This is a genomic window from bacterium, from assembly GCA_035549195.1.
GTDB lineage: Bacteria > Oederibacteriota > Muellerivitia > Muellerivitales > Muellerivitaceae > DASZRK01.
Map to the genome: position 1 here is coordinate 1 of DASZRK010000042.1, position 17,868 is coordinate 17,868.

At 61.2% G+C, this 17,868-nt stretch carries 16 protein-coding genes; 13 read left to right on the plus strand and 3 right to left on the minus strand.

Annotated elements, in window-relative coordinates; translation table 11 throughout:
* Window positions 1-1,345: hypothetical protein (locus VHE12_08710; GenBank protein ID HVZ80865.1), on the plus strand; the 1,345-nt coding region annotated here is incomplete at its 5' end.
* A gap of 54 nt (window positions 1,346-1,399) precedes the next feature.
* Here the strand turns inward: VHE12_08710 and VHE12_08715 are convergent.
* Both VHE12_08715 and VHE12_08720 read right to left on the minus strand, forming a co-directional pair.
* Window positions 1,400-1,945: a glutathione peroxidase gene (locus VHE12_08715; protein ID HVZ80866.1), complete on the minus strand. Its 546-nt coding sequence runs from the start codon at window positions 1,943-1,945 to the stop codon at window positions 1,400-1,402.
* A gap of 88 nt (window positions 1,946-2,033) precedes the next feature.
* Window positions 2,034-2,783 (minus strand): Bax inhibitor-1/YccA family protein, encoded by a 750-nt coding sequence (locus tag VHE12_08720; protein HVZ80867.1) that lies wholly within the window; start codon window positions 2,781-2,783, stop codon window positions 2,034-2,036.
* Window positions 2,784-2,921: 138 nt separating this feature from the next.
* Between VHE12_08720 and recN the strand changes: the two genes are divergently transcribed.
* The 8 genes from recN (at window position 2,922) to holA (ending at window position 11,823) form a co-directional block, all read left to right on the plus strand.
* Complete coding sequence (gene recN / locus VHE12_08725) at window positions 2,922-4,637, plus strand: DNA repair protein RecN (GenBank protein ID HVZ80868.1); 1,716 nt, start codon at window positions 2,922-2,924, stop codon at window positions 4,635-4,637.
* 44 nt (window positions 4,638-4,681) lie between these two features.
* Complete coding sequence (locus tag VHE12_08730) at window positions 4,682-5,497, plus strand: hypothetical protein (protein HVZ80869.1); 816 nt, start codon at window positions 4,682-4,684, stop codon at window positions 5,495-5,497.
* Between the two features lie 64 nt (window positions 5,498-5,561).
* On the plus strand, window positions 5,562-6,035 hold the full coding sequence (locus VHE12_08735; protein HVZ80870.1) for an N-acetyltransferase: 474 nt from the start codon (window positions 5,562-5,564) through the stop codon (window positions 6,033-6,035).
* 4 nt (window positions 6,036-6,039) lie between these two features.
* Window positions 6,040-6,765, plus strand: a complete 726-nt coding sequence (locus tag VHE12_08740; protein HVZ80871.1) for a hypothetical protein — start codon at window positions 6,040-6,042, stop codon at window positions 6,763-6,765.
* Between the two features lie 174 nt (window positions 6,766-6,939).
* Complete coding sequence (leuS, locus tag VHE12_08745; protein ID HVZ80872.1) at window positions 6,940-9,447, plus strand: leucine--tRNA ligase; 2,508 nt, start codon at window positions 6,940-6,942, stop codon at window positions 9,445-9,447.
* Window positions 9,448-9,482: 35 nt separating this feature from the next.
* Window positions 9,483-10,010: an LPS assembly lipoprotein LptE gene (gene lptE / locus VHE12_08750; GenBank protein HVZ80873.1), complete on the plus strand. Its 528-nt coding sequence runs from the start codon at window positions 9,483-9,485 to the stop codon at window positions 10,008-10,010.
* Window positions 10,011-10,138: 128 nt separating this feature from the next.
* Entirely contained in the window at window positions 10,139-10,786 is a 648-nt protein-coding gene (locus VHE12_08755; GenBank protein ID HVZ80874.1) for a hypothetical protein, read from the plus strand.
* A gap of 5 nt (window positions 10,787-10,791) precedes the next feature.
* Window positions 10,792-11,823 (plus strand): DNA polymerase III subunit delta, encoded by a 1,032-nt coding sequence (gene holA / locus VHE12_08760; GenBank protein HVZ80875.1) that lies wholly within the window; start codon window positions 10,792-10,794, stop codon window positions 11,821-11,823.
* A gap of 9 nt (window positions 11,824-11,832) precedes the next feature.
* On the opposite strand, the gene rpsT is transcribed toward holA, so the two are convergent.
* The gene (gene rpsT, locus VHE12_08765) at window positions 11,833-12,096 is read right to left on the minus strand and encodes a 30S ribosomal protein S20 (GenBank protein ID HVZ80876.1); all 264 of its coding nucleotides are present in this window, start codon (window positions 12,094-12,096) and stop codon (window positions 11,833-11,835) included.
* A 111-nt stretch (window positions 12,097-12,207) separates the two neighbouring features.
* Here rpsT and murJ point away from each other — a divergent pair, with 111 nt between their 5' ends.
* From murJ to VHE12_08785, 4 genes are all read left to right on the plus strand, one after another.
* On the plus strand, window positions 12,208-13,836 hold the full coding sequence (murJ, locus tag VHE12_08770) for a murein biosynthesis integral membrane protein MurJ (GenBank protein HVZ80877.1): 1,629 nt from the start codon (window positions 12,208-12,210) through the stop codon (window positions 13,834-13,836).
* Between the two features lies 1 nt (window position 13,837).
* On the plus strand, window positions 13,838-14,368 hold the full coding sequence (locus tag VHE12_08775; protein HVZ80878.1) for an MGMT family protein: 531 nt from the start codon (window positions 13,838-13,840) through the stop codon (window positions 14,366-14,368).
* Between the two features lie 77 nt (window positions 14,369-14,445).
* Window positions 14,446-16,254: a protein kinase gene (locus VHE12_08780; GenBank protein ID HVZ80879.1), complete on the plus strand. Its 1,809-nt coding sequence runs from the start codon at window positions 14,446-14,448 to the stop codon at window positions 16,252-16,254.
* 18 nt (window positions 16,255-16,272) lie between these two features.
* A complete protein-coding gene (locus tag VHE12_08785) occupies window positions 16,273-17,844 on the plus strand; it encodes an adenylate/guanylate cyclase domain-containing protein (protein ID HVZ80880.1) in 1,572 nt (523 codons plus the stop codon).
* Window positions 17,845-17,868: the final 24 nt, after the last annotated feature.

The following is a 17,868-nucleotide window of genomic DNA, read 5'->3' on the forward strand; positions in this document are numbered from 1 at the left end:
CCTGACCCCCACCGCCACCCACACCCCGACGGCGACCATGACGCCGACCCATACCTATACGCCCACCCCCGGGCTTCAACTCCAAAAGATCCCATCCAAGACCTCGGCCAAGATGGGGGAGACGGTCGCTTACACCCTGGACCTGGATGTCACCGGATCCATGGCCCTCGGGGTCACCGTGGTGGACACCCTGCCGGACCATGTGACCTTCGCGGGTTTCGCGACGGTCTCTCCCAGCGTCCCGGGCATGACCCGGACCGCCAATGGCAAGGTCCTGACCTGGACCTTCCCGGCCCTCCCGCCGGGACATTACCTGCTCACCTACAGCGTGACGGTGGATAGCGGGCTGGTGGAACAGACGGTCCTTTTGAACCAAGCCCAGGCCTCTTTCCTGCAAGGCTCCTCGCCCGTGGCAAGCGCCGGTGTCACGGTCGCCGCCCCCTATACGGTCATGATCAGCGTTTACAATTCGACGGGGGAACTGGTACAGACCCTGCTGACCCAGAACTTCTTCGTGGTATTGGATTCACCCCAGATCTCCTCGGGCCCCATCACCAGCCTCTCCCAGTCCGTCTCGGTGTCCTACAACGGACAAGTGCTGGCCGCTTGGAACGGCTTGAACCCGCAAGGGAACCCGGTCTCCAACGGGGAATACTTCGTCAAGGTGGACACCTTGGACCCCTACGGGGTGGTGAACAGCGTGAGCCAGACTGTCAGCGTGGACCGTTCCGTCTCCACCCTGACGGTGAATGTCTTCAACCAATCCGGAGAGTTGGTGCGGCACCTCTATCACCAATGGGTGGATGGAACGGCGGGATCCGTGCAGGGAATGACCTTATCGTCCACCCGGATCGTCCCCGATGCCCCGGCAGGTTCCCAACTGCCCAGTTCCACCGGGGTCACCCTGGATACCGTCAACGGTGCCATTACCACGCTCTGGGACGGCCGGAGCGACTCGGGCGCCGTCGTGACCAACGGGCAATATATCGTGGAAGCCCAATGGGCGGCCGGCGGTACGACGAAGGTCGAGACCCAGAACGTCTCGGTGGTGGGGAGCGGGGAAGTGGGGCATCGGGGAGAGGTGGTGGCCCAGCCGAACGTCCTGACAGGCTCCAAGACCACCACGACCCTACAGGCCTTGGCGGGCGCGGGTCTCACTTTGAAGGTGCACGTCTATGACGTGGCGGGGGAACTGGTGGACGTCCTGAACGGCGATCCCGGGACCGGGCAGGTCGCCTGGGACACTTCAGGAAAGGCCAGTGGGATCTATCTGGCGGTCGTGGAGCTTTATGACGCCCAGGGCATCACAGGACGGAAGATCGTGAAGATATTGGTCCGGCATTAAGAGGGGAGGGGGGTCTAAGGCAAATCCCCCTTGATCCCCTTTTTCAAAGTGGGGTCACTTCTTGAGGGCTTCCTGGATGGCCGATTCGGTCTCCTCGGGCTCCACCTTGGTCACGAAACGCTTCAGGGGATGGCCCTTGCGGTCGATGAGGAACTTCGTAAAGTTCCAGCCGATCTCGGTGGAACCTCCCTCTTCCGGCTCCGCCTTCTTCAGGAACTGATAGAGGGGGACCGCCTTGTCCCCGTTGACCTCGATCTTGTCGAAGAGGGGAAAGGTCACGTTGTATTTGCTGGTGCAGAAGGCCTTGATCTCCTTGTCCGTTCCCGGTTCCTGCTCCCTGAACTGGTTGCAGGGAAAGCCCAGGATCACAAAACCCTCCTTCTTGTACTTCTCGTAGAGCTTTTCCAGGCCGGCATATTGGGGCGTGTGCCCGCACTTGCTGGCCACGTTCACGATCATCAGGACCTTCCCCTTGTACTTGGAAAGGGGGACCATTTTTCCGTCGATGTTCCTCATCTTGAATTGATAGACCGTATCTTGATCGGCCGCGTGGACCGTTCCGACGACCGCCAGAAGCACCGCCAACGCCAATTTTTTCATCTCTTCCTCCAAGGGTGGGATGGCCTATTACGGCATGGAACGGGGATGAAAATCCAGGGACCGCATAAAAAGCCGGGACCCTGTGGCCTCAGCGGCGCCGGGTCTTGGAAAGGAGCCGGAGGATCTCCAGGTAGAGCCAGACCAGGGTCACCAACAACCCGAAGGCGGCATACCATTCCATGTATTTGGGCGCCCTGGCCTCGACGCCCCTTTCGATGAAGTCGAAATCCAGCACCAGGTTCAAAGCCGCCACGATCACCACCACGACGGAAAAGCCGATGCCCATGGGGGTAGCGGAGTCGATGAGGGGCGCGGATCTCCCGAAAAATCCCATGACCATATCCACAAGATAATAGATGGCGATGCCCCCGGTGGCGGCCAGGACGCCTAATTTGAAATTCTCGGTCGCCCGCACGATACGGGCCCGGTAGAGGAAGAGCAGGGTGGCCATGGTACCGAAGGTGAGCGCCACCGCTTGGAAGACGATGCCGTGGAACTGCATCTCGTAGAAGGCCGAAATGGCCCCCAGGAGGCATCCTTCCGCCAGGGCATAGAGGGGGGAAAGATAGGGAGCGGTCGTCTTCACGAAAATGATGACGAGGCCCAGGATGAAGCTCAGGATCAGGGAACCGATGAGGATCGGGAAAAGGATGGGATTGCTTTCCAAGTGGGTGGCGTAATTCCAGGTGAACGCGGCGGCGGCGACGACCAGGAAAAGAAGGGCTGCGCTCTTTTCCGCCGTTCCACCGAGGGTCATGGCCTCTGAACTGTCGACCATTCCTTGGCTGGTAAAGGTGTTGTCCTTCAAAGCTGGGTTGCTGGTCCGGAAAAGGGCCATGGACTGCCTCCTGGTTCGGGGATGGCAACAAGATAGGCTCTGCGGCGGGCGAGGACAATGGGGGAAAGGTCACATGGACGTTAAGACGGGGACCCCAACCACGTTGAATAACCAAAACCCGGTAAATATAGTGTTGCCATGCTCCGCCAGCTTTCCATCAAGAACTTCGCGATCGTCGAAACGGTCGTCTTGGAGTTCGAACCCGGCTTCAACGTCCTCACCGGCGAGACCGGCGCGGGGAAGTCCCTCATCGTGGACGCCCTCTATTTTCTGCTGGGCGACCGCATCTCCGCCGATACCCTGCGCGCCGGGGAGGAACGGGCGGTGGTCGAAGCCCTGTTCCAGGTACCGCCTTCCTCACCGGCCCTCAAGAAACTCTCGGAGTGGGGCATCGAAGCCAAAGGCGGCGAGGTCCTCATCAAGCGGGAATTCACCCGCTCCTCCGGAAAGACCCGCAGTTTCGTGAACGGCGAGATGGCGACCGCCTCCCTGATCTCCGAACTGGGCGACTGGCTCCTGGACATCCACGGCCAACACGAGCACCAGGCCATCTTCAACGTCGGCCGCCACCGCCGGTTGATCGACGCCTTCGGGCATTTGGAAAAGCAACTGGACCGGACGGCCCTGGCCGCCGAGCGGCTCTCCGACCTCCTGGCCGAGAGGACCCACCTGGGGGGCGATGCCCGGGAGATCGCCCGCCGGACCGACCTTCTCCAGTTCCAGGTCCAGGAGATCGAGGAGTCGGGCGTGGAGACCCTGAACGAGGAGGAGCTCCAGCGCCGCTACCAGGTCATGCGGGGCTCCGAAAAGATCACCAAACAATTGTCCGAGGCCCAGCGCCTCTTGGACGAGGAGGGGGAAGGGGGAGCCACCGGCCTTTTCGGCGCCGCCCTCTCACGCCTGATGGACGCCGCCCGGCTGGACCCGGACCTGGAAAACTGGTTGGGTGAGGCCAAGGCGGTGCAGGAATCCCTGAACCAGGTCTCTTACGAACTGGCCCGGAAGCTGGAGGGATATTCCTTCAGCCCCGACGAATTCCAGGAAGTCTCGGACAAACTGGACGCCCTCCACACGCTCAAGAAGAAATACGGGAACTCGGTCCCGGAGATCCTCGCTTATCTGGAGCGCAGCCGCCAGGAACTGAAGGGCCTCCTAGGCCGGGAGGACCGGTTGAAGACCCTCGAAACGGAGATCGGCAAGGCCGCCGAAGCCTACCAGGAAGCCGCCTCGGCCTTGAGCGTCAAGCGCGCCCAAGCGGGCGCCAAGCTGGCCCAAGAGGTCGAGACGACCCTGAAGGACCTGGGCCTGACCCATGCCCGAATGGGGGTCCAAGTGGTCCCGGTCGAGGACGGGCAAAGTCCGGCGATGGAAAAGGGCAAACGCCTGCAGATCTCTGCCCAAGGCTGGGACCGGGTGGAGTTCCTTTTCTCCGCGAACCCGGGCGAACCCCAGCGCCCGCTGGCCAAGGTCGCCTCCGGCGGGGAGGCGTCCCGCGTCATGTTGGGTTTGAAGACCGTGCTGGCCGAAAGCGATGAAGTTCCCACCCTCATCTTCGACGAGATCGACACCGGCGTGGGAGCGAGGACCGCTCCGGCGGTGGCGAAACTCCTCGATCACCTTTCCAAGGGCAAACAGGTCTTCTGCATCTCCCACCTGGCCCCCATCGCGGGACTGGGGGACTGCCATTTACAGGTCCAAAAATCGATCCAGGACGGCAAAACGAGCGTCCAAGTCCTGCGTCTCAGGGAAAACGAGCGCATCGACGAACTGGCCCGCATGCTGGGCGGGGAACCACTTTCGGAGACTTCCCGTTCCCACGCCCGGGAGCTCTATGCTAGAATGCGCGGCAAATAGCGGGTCCCCCTGACTGGGCCCGTACCACCACAACGGAGGAAGCAATGAAGAAATTGGTCTTGGGGTTGTTCGCCTTGGTCATGACCTTGGCCTTCTGCGCCGTTCCGGCCAACGCCGCGACGTCGAAGAAGAAAAAGAAGGAGACGAAGAAGGAAGAGAAAAAGGAGACCAAGAAGGCCGAGAGCCATTCGATGAGCGCTCCCAAGCATTATCTTTCGGGCACCAACACCTGGGGCCGTTCGGGCCTCTTGTTCGGTGACACCGCCGATGTGGCCGCTTTGCGGACCATCGAGGGGTCGGCCCACCTTCTCTATAGTTCGCCCGTTTCCGGCGTGAACAATTTCGGGATCCCCTTCGGCGGCCATTTTGGCATCGCCGATAACGTCGAACTTTCCGCCGCTGGCGACCTGGAGCTCCAGAGCGCGACCGGATATTCCAGCTCGATTTTCCTTCTCGATCTGGGCGGCAAATACAAGTTCCACACCAAGAACGAGAACCTGGGTCTGGCCTTGGGCGGTGATGTGCTCATCCCCACCAGCGGCGGCGGCAGCGCCATTGTGACGCCTCGCGGCGTGGTCAGCTACACCTTGCCCAGCGGCATGCTGGTGAACGGTGACATGGGGATACACATTTCCAGCGCAACCTACGTTTCCGTGGACGCGGGTTTGGGCTATCCCTTCTCCAATAACTTCACCGGCATGGTGGAGATCGGCGCCAACCAGAACGGTAACGGCGGCTCGGTCTTGGGCGCCGGTTTCCGCGCGGGGGCCGATCAGTTCAAGTTCCAGGGACTGTTGGGGATCCCCCTCAACGGCGGCGGTGTGGTGATCGGCGGCGGGATCATCCTCGCTTCCAAGTAACTTTTTCCAAGAAAAGCCGGTTCCCCTTGGTTTGGGGGACCGGCTTTTTTATTATGGGGACCCCATGGACACCCTCACCTTACGCCGGGCCAAGCCTTCCGACGCCCGCGCCATCCTGAACCTCATCAACCAGAATTCGTCCAAGGGCCTGATGTTGCCCCGGACCTTCGCCCAGGTGGTCGAAAAAATAAGGGACTTCCTGGTCGCCACCGAAGGGGATACCCTCGTCGGTGTCGTGGCCTTGCATGTGGTGGGGGAGGACCTGGCCGAGGTGCGGTCCCTGGCGGTGGAGGCCCCTTACCAAGGCCAGGGGATCGGCCAAAAATTGGTCCGTCAATGCCTGAAGGACGGGGAGGAACTGGGCCTGGCCCGGGTCTTCACCCTGACCTACCAAACCGAGTTTTTCGGGAAATTGGGGTTCCAAAAAGTGGAGAAACTGACCCTGCCGCAAAAGATCTGGGGGGATTGCATTCATTGCGCCAAATTCACCGATTGCGACGAAGTGGCCATGACCATCGACCTTCCCAAGGCCTCCTGAACCCATGACCGCCCACACCACCGCCCACACCCCTCCAGGAGGGAAAAAGAACACCCGGCCCACCCTGGTGCGCCAGATGCTGTCCAAATATGTGGACGTCCTGGTCTGCGGGTTCCTGGGCTGGATCATCTGCTTCACCATCCCCGGCTGGCGGCCCTATTGGGCCCAAGCGGGCCTGTTCCTTTTCTTCAGCCAATGGATCTGGTGCCGGGAGCAATTGAACCCCACCGCGGGGGAGTTCTTCCTGGGCATCCGCTACCTCACCTCCTCCTCCAGCCAGGTGGTGGCCGACATCCAGGTCATCCAGGCCAAACTGAAATTGAACGGCTATCTCATCCTGGCCGGGATCGTGGACCTGACGCTCGCCTTCAGCTTCCTCGCCGGATGGACCTTTTTCCCCAACGCCGTGGCCTTTGGATACGCGGTGGACCCATCCCTCTCGGTGGCCTACTGGACCCTGGTGGGGCTGGCCTTTTTCGTTTGCGCGGGTTACCTTCTAGGCGGCTCCCGGATGGCGCTCTTCGTCGTCCCTTTCGTCCATTTGGTCCTCTGCATCGACCTCTTCCTCGGACAATCCCAGTGGGCCTCCCTCTTCCAAGGGCTTCCACCGTCCTTCCTCCCGACCCTGCTCAAGGTCCTGCCCGTTCCGGTCTACCAGCTCTTCCTGGCCTGGAGCTTCTATGTCGTGGGCGCCCTTGGCTTGTCGCATAAGCATATGGTGAACCCGTAAGACGGGCTGAACCACCAAGTTCACCAAGGGATCTTCGAGAGCAACTCCCCAAAGCCTTCTTCCATGGGGACTTCTTGGTGACTTTTGTGTTCTGGCGGTAAAAGTGGTTTTTATGTGGGTTCAGAAAACAAAAACCTTATAATCGACCCCTCTTAAGACCCCCGGAAGGGAACCATGGAAGCCTACAATTTCACCGAGATCGAGGACCGCTGGAAGAAGGCCTGGAAGGAAAAGGGCGCCTATTCCTGCGATCTCGCCCGGACCGACAAGAAATACTACACGCTGGTCATGTTCCCTTACCCCTCCGGGGATTTCCTGCACGCCGGCCACGGCCGGAACTACATCATCGGCGACGCGGTTTTCCGTTATTTCCGGGCCCAGGGCTACAACGTCCTGAACCCCATGGGTTTCGACGCCTTCGGACTTCCCGCCGAGAACGCCGCCATCCACAAAGGGATCCATCCCGAGGATTGGACCCTCAAGAACATCGAGCGCATGAAGGGCCAGTTCGACGACTGGAGCATGGGGTACGACTGGGACAAGGAGGTCGTTTCCTGCCTCCCGGATTATTACCGTTGGACCCAATGGATCTTCCTGAAGCTCCACGAGAAGGGCCTGGCCTACCGCAAAAAGGCCTATGTGAACTGGTGCCCTTCCTGCATGACGGTGCTGGCCAACGAGCAGGTGGTGGACGGCCGCTGCGAGCGCTGCGACTCGGAAGTGGAGCAGAAGGACCTGGAACAGTGGTTCTTCAAGATCACGGCCTATGCCGACCGGCTCCTCACGGACATCGACCGCCTCGAGAATTGGCCCGACCGGGTCAAGACCATGCAACGCAACTGGATCGGCAAGAGCGAAGGGGCCGAGGTCAGGTTCCAGGTGGAGGGCTCCTCCGAGACCATCACCGTCTTCACCACCCGTCCCGACACCCTTTTCGGGGCCACCTATATGGTCTTGGCCCCCGAACACCCCCTGGTGGGCGCCCTGGTGAAGGGCAAGCCCCAGGAAGCCGAAGTGAAGGCCTTCGTGGATAAGGTGAAGAAACAAAGCTCCACGGACCGGGTGGGGGAGACCGCCGAGAAGCTGGGGATGGACACGGGGATCCAGGCCGTCAACCCGGTGAACGGAAAGGCCATCCCGGTCTTCATCGCCAATTACGTCCTCATGGAATACGGGACCGGGGCCATCATGGCCGTTCCCGCCCACGACACCCGGGACTTCGATTTCGCGAAGAAATACGGCATCCATATCGTCCAGGTCATCGACCCCTCGGACGAGGTCAAGCACGCCTGGAAGTCCTCGAACCACACCTACGACCCCCAGAACGAGCCCTATACGGACGACGGGAAGCTCATCAACTCCGGCTTCCTGGACGGCCTGGACGTGGCCTCGGCCAAGAAGAAGATGGCCGAATGGCTGGAAGGGAAGGGCCTGGGCAAGGGCGCGGTGACCTTCCGCCTGAGGGACTGGCTCATCTCCCGCCAACGCTACTGGGGCGCGCCCATCCCCATGATCAACTGCCCCAAGTGCGGCTGGGTGCCGGTCCCTGAAAAGGACCTGCCGGTCAAACTGCCCCGGGCCGTCGAATTCAAGCCGACCGGCGAATCGCCCTTGAAGGGACTGCCTGATTTCGTGAACACCACCTGCCCCAAATGCGGGGGAACCGCCCGGCGCGAGACCGACACCATGGACACTTTCGTGGATTCGAGCTGGTATTTCCTGCGCTATGTCTCGGCCAAGAACGAAAAGCAGGCCTTCGATCCCAAGGTCGCCGACCAGTGGCTCCCGGTGGACCAATATATCGGCGGGGTCGAGCACGCCATCCTGCACCTGCTCTATTCCCGGTTCATCACCAAGGTCCTCAAGGACCTGGGCCTCATCTCCTTCGACGAACCCTTCAAGCGCCTCTTCACCCAGGGCATGATCACCAAGGGCGGGGTCAAGATGTCCAAGAGCAAGGGCAATTCGGTCCAGCCCGACGATCTCATCAAGCGCTACGGGGCCGACACCTACCGTCTTTACACCCTCTTCATCGGGCCCCCGGAGCGTGACGCCGAATGGGACGACCGGGCGGTGGAGGGACCTTTCCGTTTCCTGAACCGCGTCTGGAAGATGGCCCTGGAGATCCTCGAGCGACCCGATTTCGCCAACGGTGGAACGCCCCAGGCCTCCTCCGACCCCGACAAGGAAGTCCGGCGGAAGACCCACCAGACCATCCAGAAGATCACCCAGGACATGACCGAGGGCTTCAAGTTCAACACCGCCATCAGCGCCATGATGGAGCTCTTGAACGAGCTCTATGCCTATAAGGAACAGGAAGGGTCGAAGACTCCCATCCTGCGGGAAGCCCTGGAGGCCATGCTGCGGCTCATGGGTCCCTTCACCCCCCACTTGGCCGAGGAGCTTTGGTCACGCCTCGGGAACGGGAACGCCTTGGCCTCCGCCGGATGGCCGGTCCACGACCCCGCCCTGCTCAAGGCCGACAACGTGGAGATCCCCGTGCAGGTCAACGGCAAGGTCCGCACCCGGATGACCGTTCCCGCCGGTCTGGACGAGAAGGCCGTCCGGGAACTGCTGCTCGCCAACGATCAAGTGCAGAAATTCGCCCCACCGGACAAGGTGGCCAAGGTCATCTGGATCCAGGACAAACTGGCCAACTTGATCGTCAAAAACAACGGCTGATCCCGACCGCGAAGGTCACGAAGGAAGGCATGAAGATGACCGAGAAAAGAATCAAGCGGACCTTCCTTTCCCTTGGTGCCCTGGTGGCCCCGATCTTTTTCTTATCCGGATGCCACCCGGCCGTCCTCATCGTCCCTTCCTACATCAAGACCGTCGGCGTGGAACTCTTCCAGAACCGGACCAGTTACTTCGGCTTGGAGACCCTCTTCACCCGAGCCACGATCCGGCAGTTCGAGACCGACGGACGCATTCCCCTGGAGGACCCGGACCACGCGGACATGGTGGTCAAGGTGGTCATCCGCCAACTGGACAAGATCCCTTCCTATTACGACCCCAAGACCAACGCGGTGCTCCAGTACCGGTTATCGGTGACCTACGACATCGCCGCGGTGGACCAAAGGGAAAAAAAGACCTTTTTCGAGGATAATGGAAAGATCCACAGCCTGTTCTACTACACGCCCGATTACGTCGGGGCCGTGACCCAGACCGAGGACCAGGCCATGGCCCAACTGGCGGAAGATATGGCCCGCACCATCGTGCGGCGCGTGCTGGAAGGCTACTAAAGACCAATTTTTGATTCTTGGTCCTTAATTCTCGATCGGGAGACAAGACGTTCATGGATGGAAAATCAAAAATCAAGAATTCGAGATTATGGATCGCAGCGGTCCTGTTCTGTTTTTCATCCGCCGCGATGGCCGACCTGGAATGGATCAACGGGGGAGTGCCCAAAGGCGCCACGGACAAGACCGGGACCATCAAGGTCCAGGATGCGCCCCAGGAGACCACGGACAACACCGGGGCCAACCAGGACATCATCGTCAGCCACCTCATCACCACCACCCGCATCGTCAACCAATACCCGGAGAACAGCGTCAATTACTTTTACCTGAACAAGAACAACCAGGTCTGTTATTACGCCTATTTCCTCATGAAGCCCTCCAGCCGGATCCACACCGCCACGGTGGAGTGCTATTCGCCGGCCGGGATCAAGGTCTGCAAATTCGACCAGCAGTTCCAGGTGGGCTTCACCGACCGGCTCTTGACCATCCAGAACGAGACCTACCAGTGGTTCCTGGTGACCCTGACCCTGGGGATGGACCATCTCCATCCCGAATATGGACAGATCGGTTTTCCCCGGGACCTGGGGCTCTACACCATCCACCTGACCGTGGACGGCCAAAAGGTCGGGATCACCTTCTTCTACGTGAAGGCCGATGACGGCCGGTCCCCGACCCCCATCGCCACCATGGTCCCCGCCGCCCCGGCCGCCCAGAGCAGTGGGCTCCCCATGACCCAGCCGATCTCCAAAACACCCATCCCCAAGTCCATCGAAAAATAGGGCCCATGTATTTCGATGACTTCCAGAGCCGACTTCAAAAAGGACCCCTGCCCTCCCTGGTGCTCCTCTTCGGGGATTCGGAAGGCGTGATCGCCGAGGGCCATCAGGCCGTCCGGGAGAAATTCCGCCGCGAGAACAAGGACGGATCCCTGCAGGTCCTTGACGGCCAGGACCACTCCCTGACCGATGTCCTCGCCGCCGCCCAGACCTCGTCCCTTTTCGCCTCGTCCCAGTTGGTGGTCCTCCAGAACGCCCAGAAGACCTTTGGCGGCCACTCGGAAGGCGCCGTGGCCCAATTGAAGGATTATTTCGAGAACCCCAATCCCTCGGCGGTCCTGGTCTTCCTGGCCCCGGGCATGCGCAAGACCGTGAAGGCCGTCGCCGCCATGGAGAGGCTGGGATGGACCGTCCAATGCTCGGACATCCCCGAATGGAAGATGGGGGAATGGATCCGTAAACAGGCCCAGGCCCGGGAGCTCCAGATGGGGGACGAAGCGGCCCAGCTCCTGGTCCAAAAGGTGGGGAACGACATCGCCTACCTGCAGAAGGCCCTGGACCAACTGGTCCTTTTCGTCCATCCGGAAAAACGGGTCACGGTGGACCAGGTCCGCGACCTTCCGGTGCCGGGAGTGGAATCGGGGATCTTCCAGTTCGTGGACGCGGCCGCCAACCGGCAATCGGAAAAGGCGCTGAAACTGCTCTCGCTCCTGGAGGACGGGGTGGACGCGGGGACCACCATCCTGCTCTATAACCGTGTCCGGGAGTTATTGGCGGTCTCCATCGGACGCTCCCAAGGTTGGAGGGAGATGGACGTGGCCCAAAAGCTGGGGATGCACCCTTTCCGGGCCAAGACGCTCTTCGAGCAATCGGCCCTCTTCAGCCCCGATGAATTGAAGGAGGCCCTGAAGGACCTCATCCACCTTCAGGCGGGCGTGGTCACGGGCCGTTTGGTCAAGACGGTGCCCAAGGTGGTGTTGGAGAACTGGATCTTGAAGTGGGGAAAGGGGCGGACGGCCCCGGGAAGGGCCGCCCGTTAGGACCGGCGGTTACTTCTTGCCGAACTTCTTGTGGACGAAAGAGGAGAGGCGGGAGATCTGGCGGGAAGCGGTGTTGGCCTTGATCAGACCGTGCTTCTGGGCCTTGTCCAGGACGCTCATGACTTCCTTGAGACCGGCGGCGGCTTCCTCGGCGGTCTTGGCCGCGCGGACCACCTTGATGGCGGTGCGGACCTTGTTCTTTTCCGCCGAATTACGGACGGTACGGGTCTTGGTGCGGCGAACATCCTTGATGGACGACTTGATGATCGGCATGAGGCCTCCAGAATCGGTTATCAGCTTGCAGGTTTCAGTTTGAGCACCCAAAGACGAAAAGGGGCCAAAAATGAAGCGTCATCGTAAACGAACCCCCAGGGGCTGTCAATCATGACCGCCGCCCGCGGTCCCCGCAGGCCCGTCCACCACCCCGGAAGGCATTTCCGCCTGGTCACCCTGGCCACCGGGACCAGCCGGATCGCCGGATATCTCCGGGACACCCTGAACGCCAAGCTCTTTGGGGCGGGGATGGTCTCCGATTCCTACTTCATGGCCGTGCGCATCCCCAGCCTCCTCAGGGACCTCTTCGCCGAGGGCGCCCTGTCCAACGCCTTCGTTCCCTCCTTATCGGCCCGACTGGAGAAGGGAAGGGAAAGGGACGCCTGGGAACTGATGTCCCAGGTCTTCACCCTCCTTTGCCTCATCACGGGGGCCATCACCGCCCTGGGCATCCTATTCGCGCCCCAGGTGGTCTGGGTCATCGCCCACGGCTTCCTGGGGGACCTGGACAAATACGAGCTGACCATCCGTCTGACGCGGATCCTTTTCCCCGTCCTGACCTTCGTGTCCCTGGCGGCCCTCTGGATGGGGGCCCTGAACTCCATGCACCGTTTCACGGCGGCCGCTTTCGCGCCCGTCTTCATGAACCTGACCCAGATCGCCATGGGACTGGCCTTGCTGAAATTCTGGCCCGCCTCGACCCCTCAAGAGGAGGTCCGCAATGTCCAGCTTTGGGCGGTCTCCATGACCCTCGGGATGCTCCTCCAATGGCTTTCCCAGGTGCCCGACGGCCTCAAGTCGGGCATCCGCCTGCGCTGGGCTTGGCCCCCCCGCCATCCGGGTTTGCGGGAGATGTGGAAACTCCTGGCGCCCGCCATCGTGAGCCAGTCCGTCCTCCAGGTGAACCTGCTGGTGAACCAGTTCTTCGCCTCCTTCCTCGCCACCGGCTACGTGACCTACCTCTATTACGGGAACCGCCTGTTCCAATTGCCCTACGGGGTGCTGGGCATCTCCATCGCCACCATCACCTTCCCGATGCTGGCCCGCCAATCCAGCGGCGGGAGGATGGGGGAGTTCTCCCGGACCCTCGATCGGGCCCTCTCCACATCCTTCTTCCTGATGGTGCCCTGTACGATCGGCATCTGGATCGTGGCCGAACCCGCCTGCCGGCTGGCCTTTGAATATGGGAAGTTCACCCATGAGGCCACCCAACTCTCCGCCGAAGCGACGGTCCTTTACGCGCTGGGGTTGGTGGGTTACACGGGCGCCAAGATCCTCCAACCCGCCTTTTACGCGCGCCGGGACGCCCAATATCCCTTGAAGGCCTCCTTGGCCGCCATGGGTTCGAACTTCGTCCTGAACGCGGCGGCCTTTTTTTTCGTGCAGGACAATCATTGGCGTTTCTGGGGACTGGCCCTCGCTTCGGTGCTGGGCGCCTTCGTGAATTTCGGGCTCCTGCTCCTGGGGACCGCTAAGCGCTCCATCCGGCTGGACGGCGAATACCAATTGCGGGAAGGGGCCAAAGTGCTGGTGGCCACGTTGGTCATGGGCACGGCCGCCTGGGCGGCGCTTCGGGCCGTCGTTTCCATCGATCTTCCCAGCCATCGCCTTTTCGATTTCCTCGTGCCGGTCCTGGCGGGCGGGATCGTTTACTTGACCCTCGCCAAGCTCCTGCGGATGGACGGGCTGGCTTGGATCCGGGGAAACCGGAATGGGAGCGACCGTGGCGCGAAGGCCTGACATGCAAATGAAGTGGGGGCCCTTCCGAGCGGGGAAGGGTTTTTGCGCGGCCGCCTGGACCCCCAAGGGCCTGTCGGCCCTGGTCCTGCCCGAAAGCACTCCTTCAAAGGCCATGGCGAAGCTGCGGGATTACTTGCCCAAGGCACCGGATGCCGACCGGCCCCCGGTCTCCAACGTGGATGAAAGGCTCCAAGCGGAGGTCCGCAAAGCCCTGTCCGGCCGACCCTTTTCCTGGAGGACCTACGACCTTTATTTCCTCACGCCCTTCCAACAACGGGTCCTCACGGCGACCAGCGCCATCCCCTGGGGCCAATACCGCACCTATGGCTGGGTCGCCCAAAAGGCCGGCGTCCCCAAGGGCTTCCGGGCCGCGGGCCAGGCCCTGAACCGCAATCCGGTCCCCATCCTCATCCCCTGTCACCGGGTCATCGCGGCCAACAATAGGTTGGGGGGCTACGGGAGCGGCCTGGGTTGGAAGATCGAATTATTGAGGTTGGAGGGGGTGACGGTGCAGAACGGGACCGTTAACTAGTTCCAGGCCCCGGAAAGCTCTGATAAAATCAATATCCGCCGTCAGGGGCCCCGATACCGTCCACGGAAAGCTGGCTCATGCTCCAAGGCAACATCGACAAATACAAACTCCTTGAGATCAAGGGCAGCGGGACCTTCGGGACCGTCTGGCTGGCCGAGGACACCTGGATCGGTAAAAAGGTGGCCATCAAGATCCCCCATAACCAAAAAGAGGAATTCACCACCCTCATCGCCGAACCCAAGCTCCTCGCCTCGCTGGACCACCCCAACATCGTTCAGATCCTCACCGTCGACAAGGCCGAGAACATCTTCTTCATGGTCATGGAATACGTGGACGGGAAGAACCTGGCCCAGCTCATCCAGGAAACCCCGCTCACTTATAAAGAAGCCGTCGACATCGTCATCCAGATCCTCAACGCCCTCCAATACGCCCATGAAAAGAACGTCATCCACCGCGACCTCAAGCCGGGGAACATCCTCCTGACCGCCGAACGGAAGGCCAAGATCACCGACTTCGGGACCGCCCTCATCCAGACCGGCAAGAGCGGCGCCACCATCGGCGGCACCCTTTACTACATGTCCAAGGAACAGGTCCTGGGCCATCCGGCCAAGGCCTCGGACGTCTATTCGGTCGGCGTCATCCTCTACGAGATGGTCACGGGCAAACTGCCCTTTTACGACGAGGTCCCCATGGCCGTCCTCAATAAGATCCTCAAGGACGACGTGCCCGAGCCCCACAAGATCAACGCCAAGGTCCCCAAGGAGATCGAGGCGGTCATCATGAAGGCCCTCCAGAAGGAGGTCTCAAAACGTTACCAAACGGCCGCCGAGATGCGGCAGGACCTGGAAAAGCTCCCCGCGAACATCCTCGAGGCGCCCATCGGCATCGGCTCCAAGACCCAGGATATCCTGACCCACACGATCATCCAAGAAGAGACCAAGAAGCAGGTCTCCAAGGAAGTGGGGGACATCAACAGCCTGCGTTATCAGGGTTACCACTACAAACTGGTCAAGACCATCGGGACACGCGGGAAGGAAGAGGGGAACTTCATTTCACCCGTGGCGGTGGCCGTGGATGGCCAGAAGCGCGTCTATGTCTGCGACTCGATGAAATGTAACGTCCAGGTCTTCGATCCCGACGGCAAACACCTCTACACCGTGGGCAAGTTCGGGAAGGAAGTGAGCGATCCCAAGGAGGTCTCCTTCCTGCTCCCCGTCTCCATCGCGGTGGACCAGGGCGGCAACCTGGTGGCCCTGGACGCCAAGACCTGCAACGTCCAGGTCATCGGGAAGATGGGGCAGCTCCTGGCCAAGTTCGGGGAACCCGCTTCACCGACCACGGGCAAGATCGAGATCGGCGCCGGGGGATTCTTCCACCCCCAGGCCCTGGCCCTGGACGACAAGGACAACATCTACGTCTCCGATACCGGGAACCACCGCATCCGCGTCTTCAACCCGGCGGGCAAGGTCCTCAACAAGTTCGGCATCCAGGGCGCCCGGCTGGGCGAGTTCAACTGCCCCGCGGGACTGGTGCTGGACAGCTCCGGGAACCTCCTGGTGGTGGACGAAAAGAACTACCGGGTCCAGATCTTCACGGCCAAGGGGGCCTTCAAGAACAAGTTCGGCAAACGGGGCACCAGCCGCGGCGAATTCATGGCCCCCGTGGGCATCGCGGTGGATTCCAAACGGAATATTTTCGTCACGGACCGCGACATGCGTATCCAAGTTTTCGACCCGGAGGGGTATTATCTAACCGAGTTCGGGACTCCCCAGGGCAACTACAAGATCGCCCCCAAGTATTACGGGGTCGCCATGGACGCGGAGAACAGCCTTTACGTCACCGACATCGCCAATTGCAGTGTGCTGGTCTACGCGCTCAAGAAATAGAAGGGAAGCGAGAGCGGAATGAGCCCATCGACGACCCCCGAACCGACGACCCCGGGACGCATCGTCCTCACCCCCCCGAAATCCGGGGGGAAGCCCCAGATCACCCTGACGGTCCTGGCCGGCCCCGAGCAGGGCCAGATCTTCAAGATCGCCCGCCCCACCACCACGCTCGGCCGCTCCAACACCTGCGAGATCGTCATCACCGACCCCCTGGTCTCCCGCCAGCATTGCCAGGTCATCCTGGGGATGGGCGGCATCAACCTGAGGGACCTGGGCAGCACCAACGGCACTTTCCTCAATGGGACCCGGGTCACGGAAAGCCCGTTGCGCAACCAGGACGTGGTCTCCATCGGGGGCACCCGCCTGCGTTTCGCGGTGGAGGTGGCCAAGGACGAGGCCGAAAGCAAGACGCCCAAGCTCGACGAACTGGCCCACAAGAAACTCCTGACCCTCTACGAGGTCGGGAACATCGTCAATTCGGTCCTGGAACTCAAGACCCTGCTCAACATCATCATGGCCATGGCCATCAAGGTCATGCAGGCCAACCGGGGTTTCCTGCTCCTGAAAGAAGGCGGGAACGAACTCAAACCCGTCGCCACCCACGCCCTGACCCCCACCGAGGCCCAGGCCCCCTACAGCAAGACCATCGTGGACACGGTGCTCCGGGAGAGGGTCCCGGTGCTGGTGCTCGACGCCTCCCACGACGTGCGCTTCGCCAACCGGGATTCCCTGAAGGCCCTGCCGCTCTCCTCGGTCATCTGCGTGCCCATCTGGGAAAGGGAGAACATCGTGGGCGTCATCTACGTGGACAAGGCCGAAGGGACCAATACCTTCAACGAAGAGGATATGTACTTCCTTTCGGCCTTCGCCAACCAGGCGGCGGTGGCCATCGCCAACGCGAAGCTCTTCGACGACGTGAGGCGCGAGGAACGCCTGCGGACCTCCCTTCAACGCTATCTTTCGCCCAATATCGTGGAGGACATGGTCCAGAAGGACAGCTCCAGCTTCTCCCTGGGCGGGGCCAAGAAGAAGGTCAGCGTCCTCTTCTGCGACATCCGTGGCTTCACCACCCTGACCGAGAAGGAGCCGGTGGAGACCATCGTGGGCCTCCTGAACGAGTATTTCAGCGCGATGTCGGAGGTCATCTTCGCCAACAACGGGACCCTCGATAAGTTCATCGGGGACGCCATCATGGCCATCTATGGGGCGCCCATCGAAGTGGCCGACGGCGCCTACAAGTGCGTGAAGACGGCGGTCGAAATGCGCACCAAACTTGCCCTTTTGAACGAGAAGTGGAAAAAAGAGAAGAAACCCCAGATCCAGGTGGGCTTCGGCATCAACACCGGCGAGGCCATCGTGGGCAACATCGGCAGTGAACGACGGATGGAATACACCGCCATCGGCGACATGGTGAACGTGGCCGCACGGGTGGAAGGGGAGACCGAGGGCGACCAGATCTTCATCACCGAGGACACCTTCAAGGAACTGGGGAACCGGGTAATGGTCAAGAAACTCTCCGCCACCGCCCTCAAGGGCAAATCCTCCAAGGTCCAGATCTATGAAGTGACCGGGTTGAACAGCGCCTCCTGAGAAGCCCCTTTCCTTCGCCTTCCC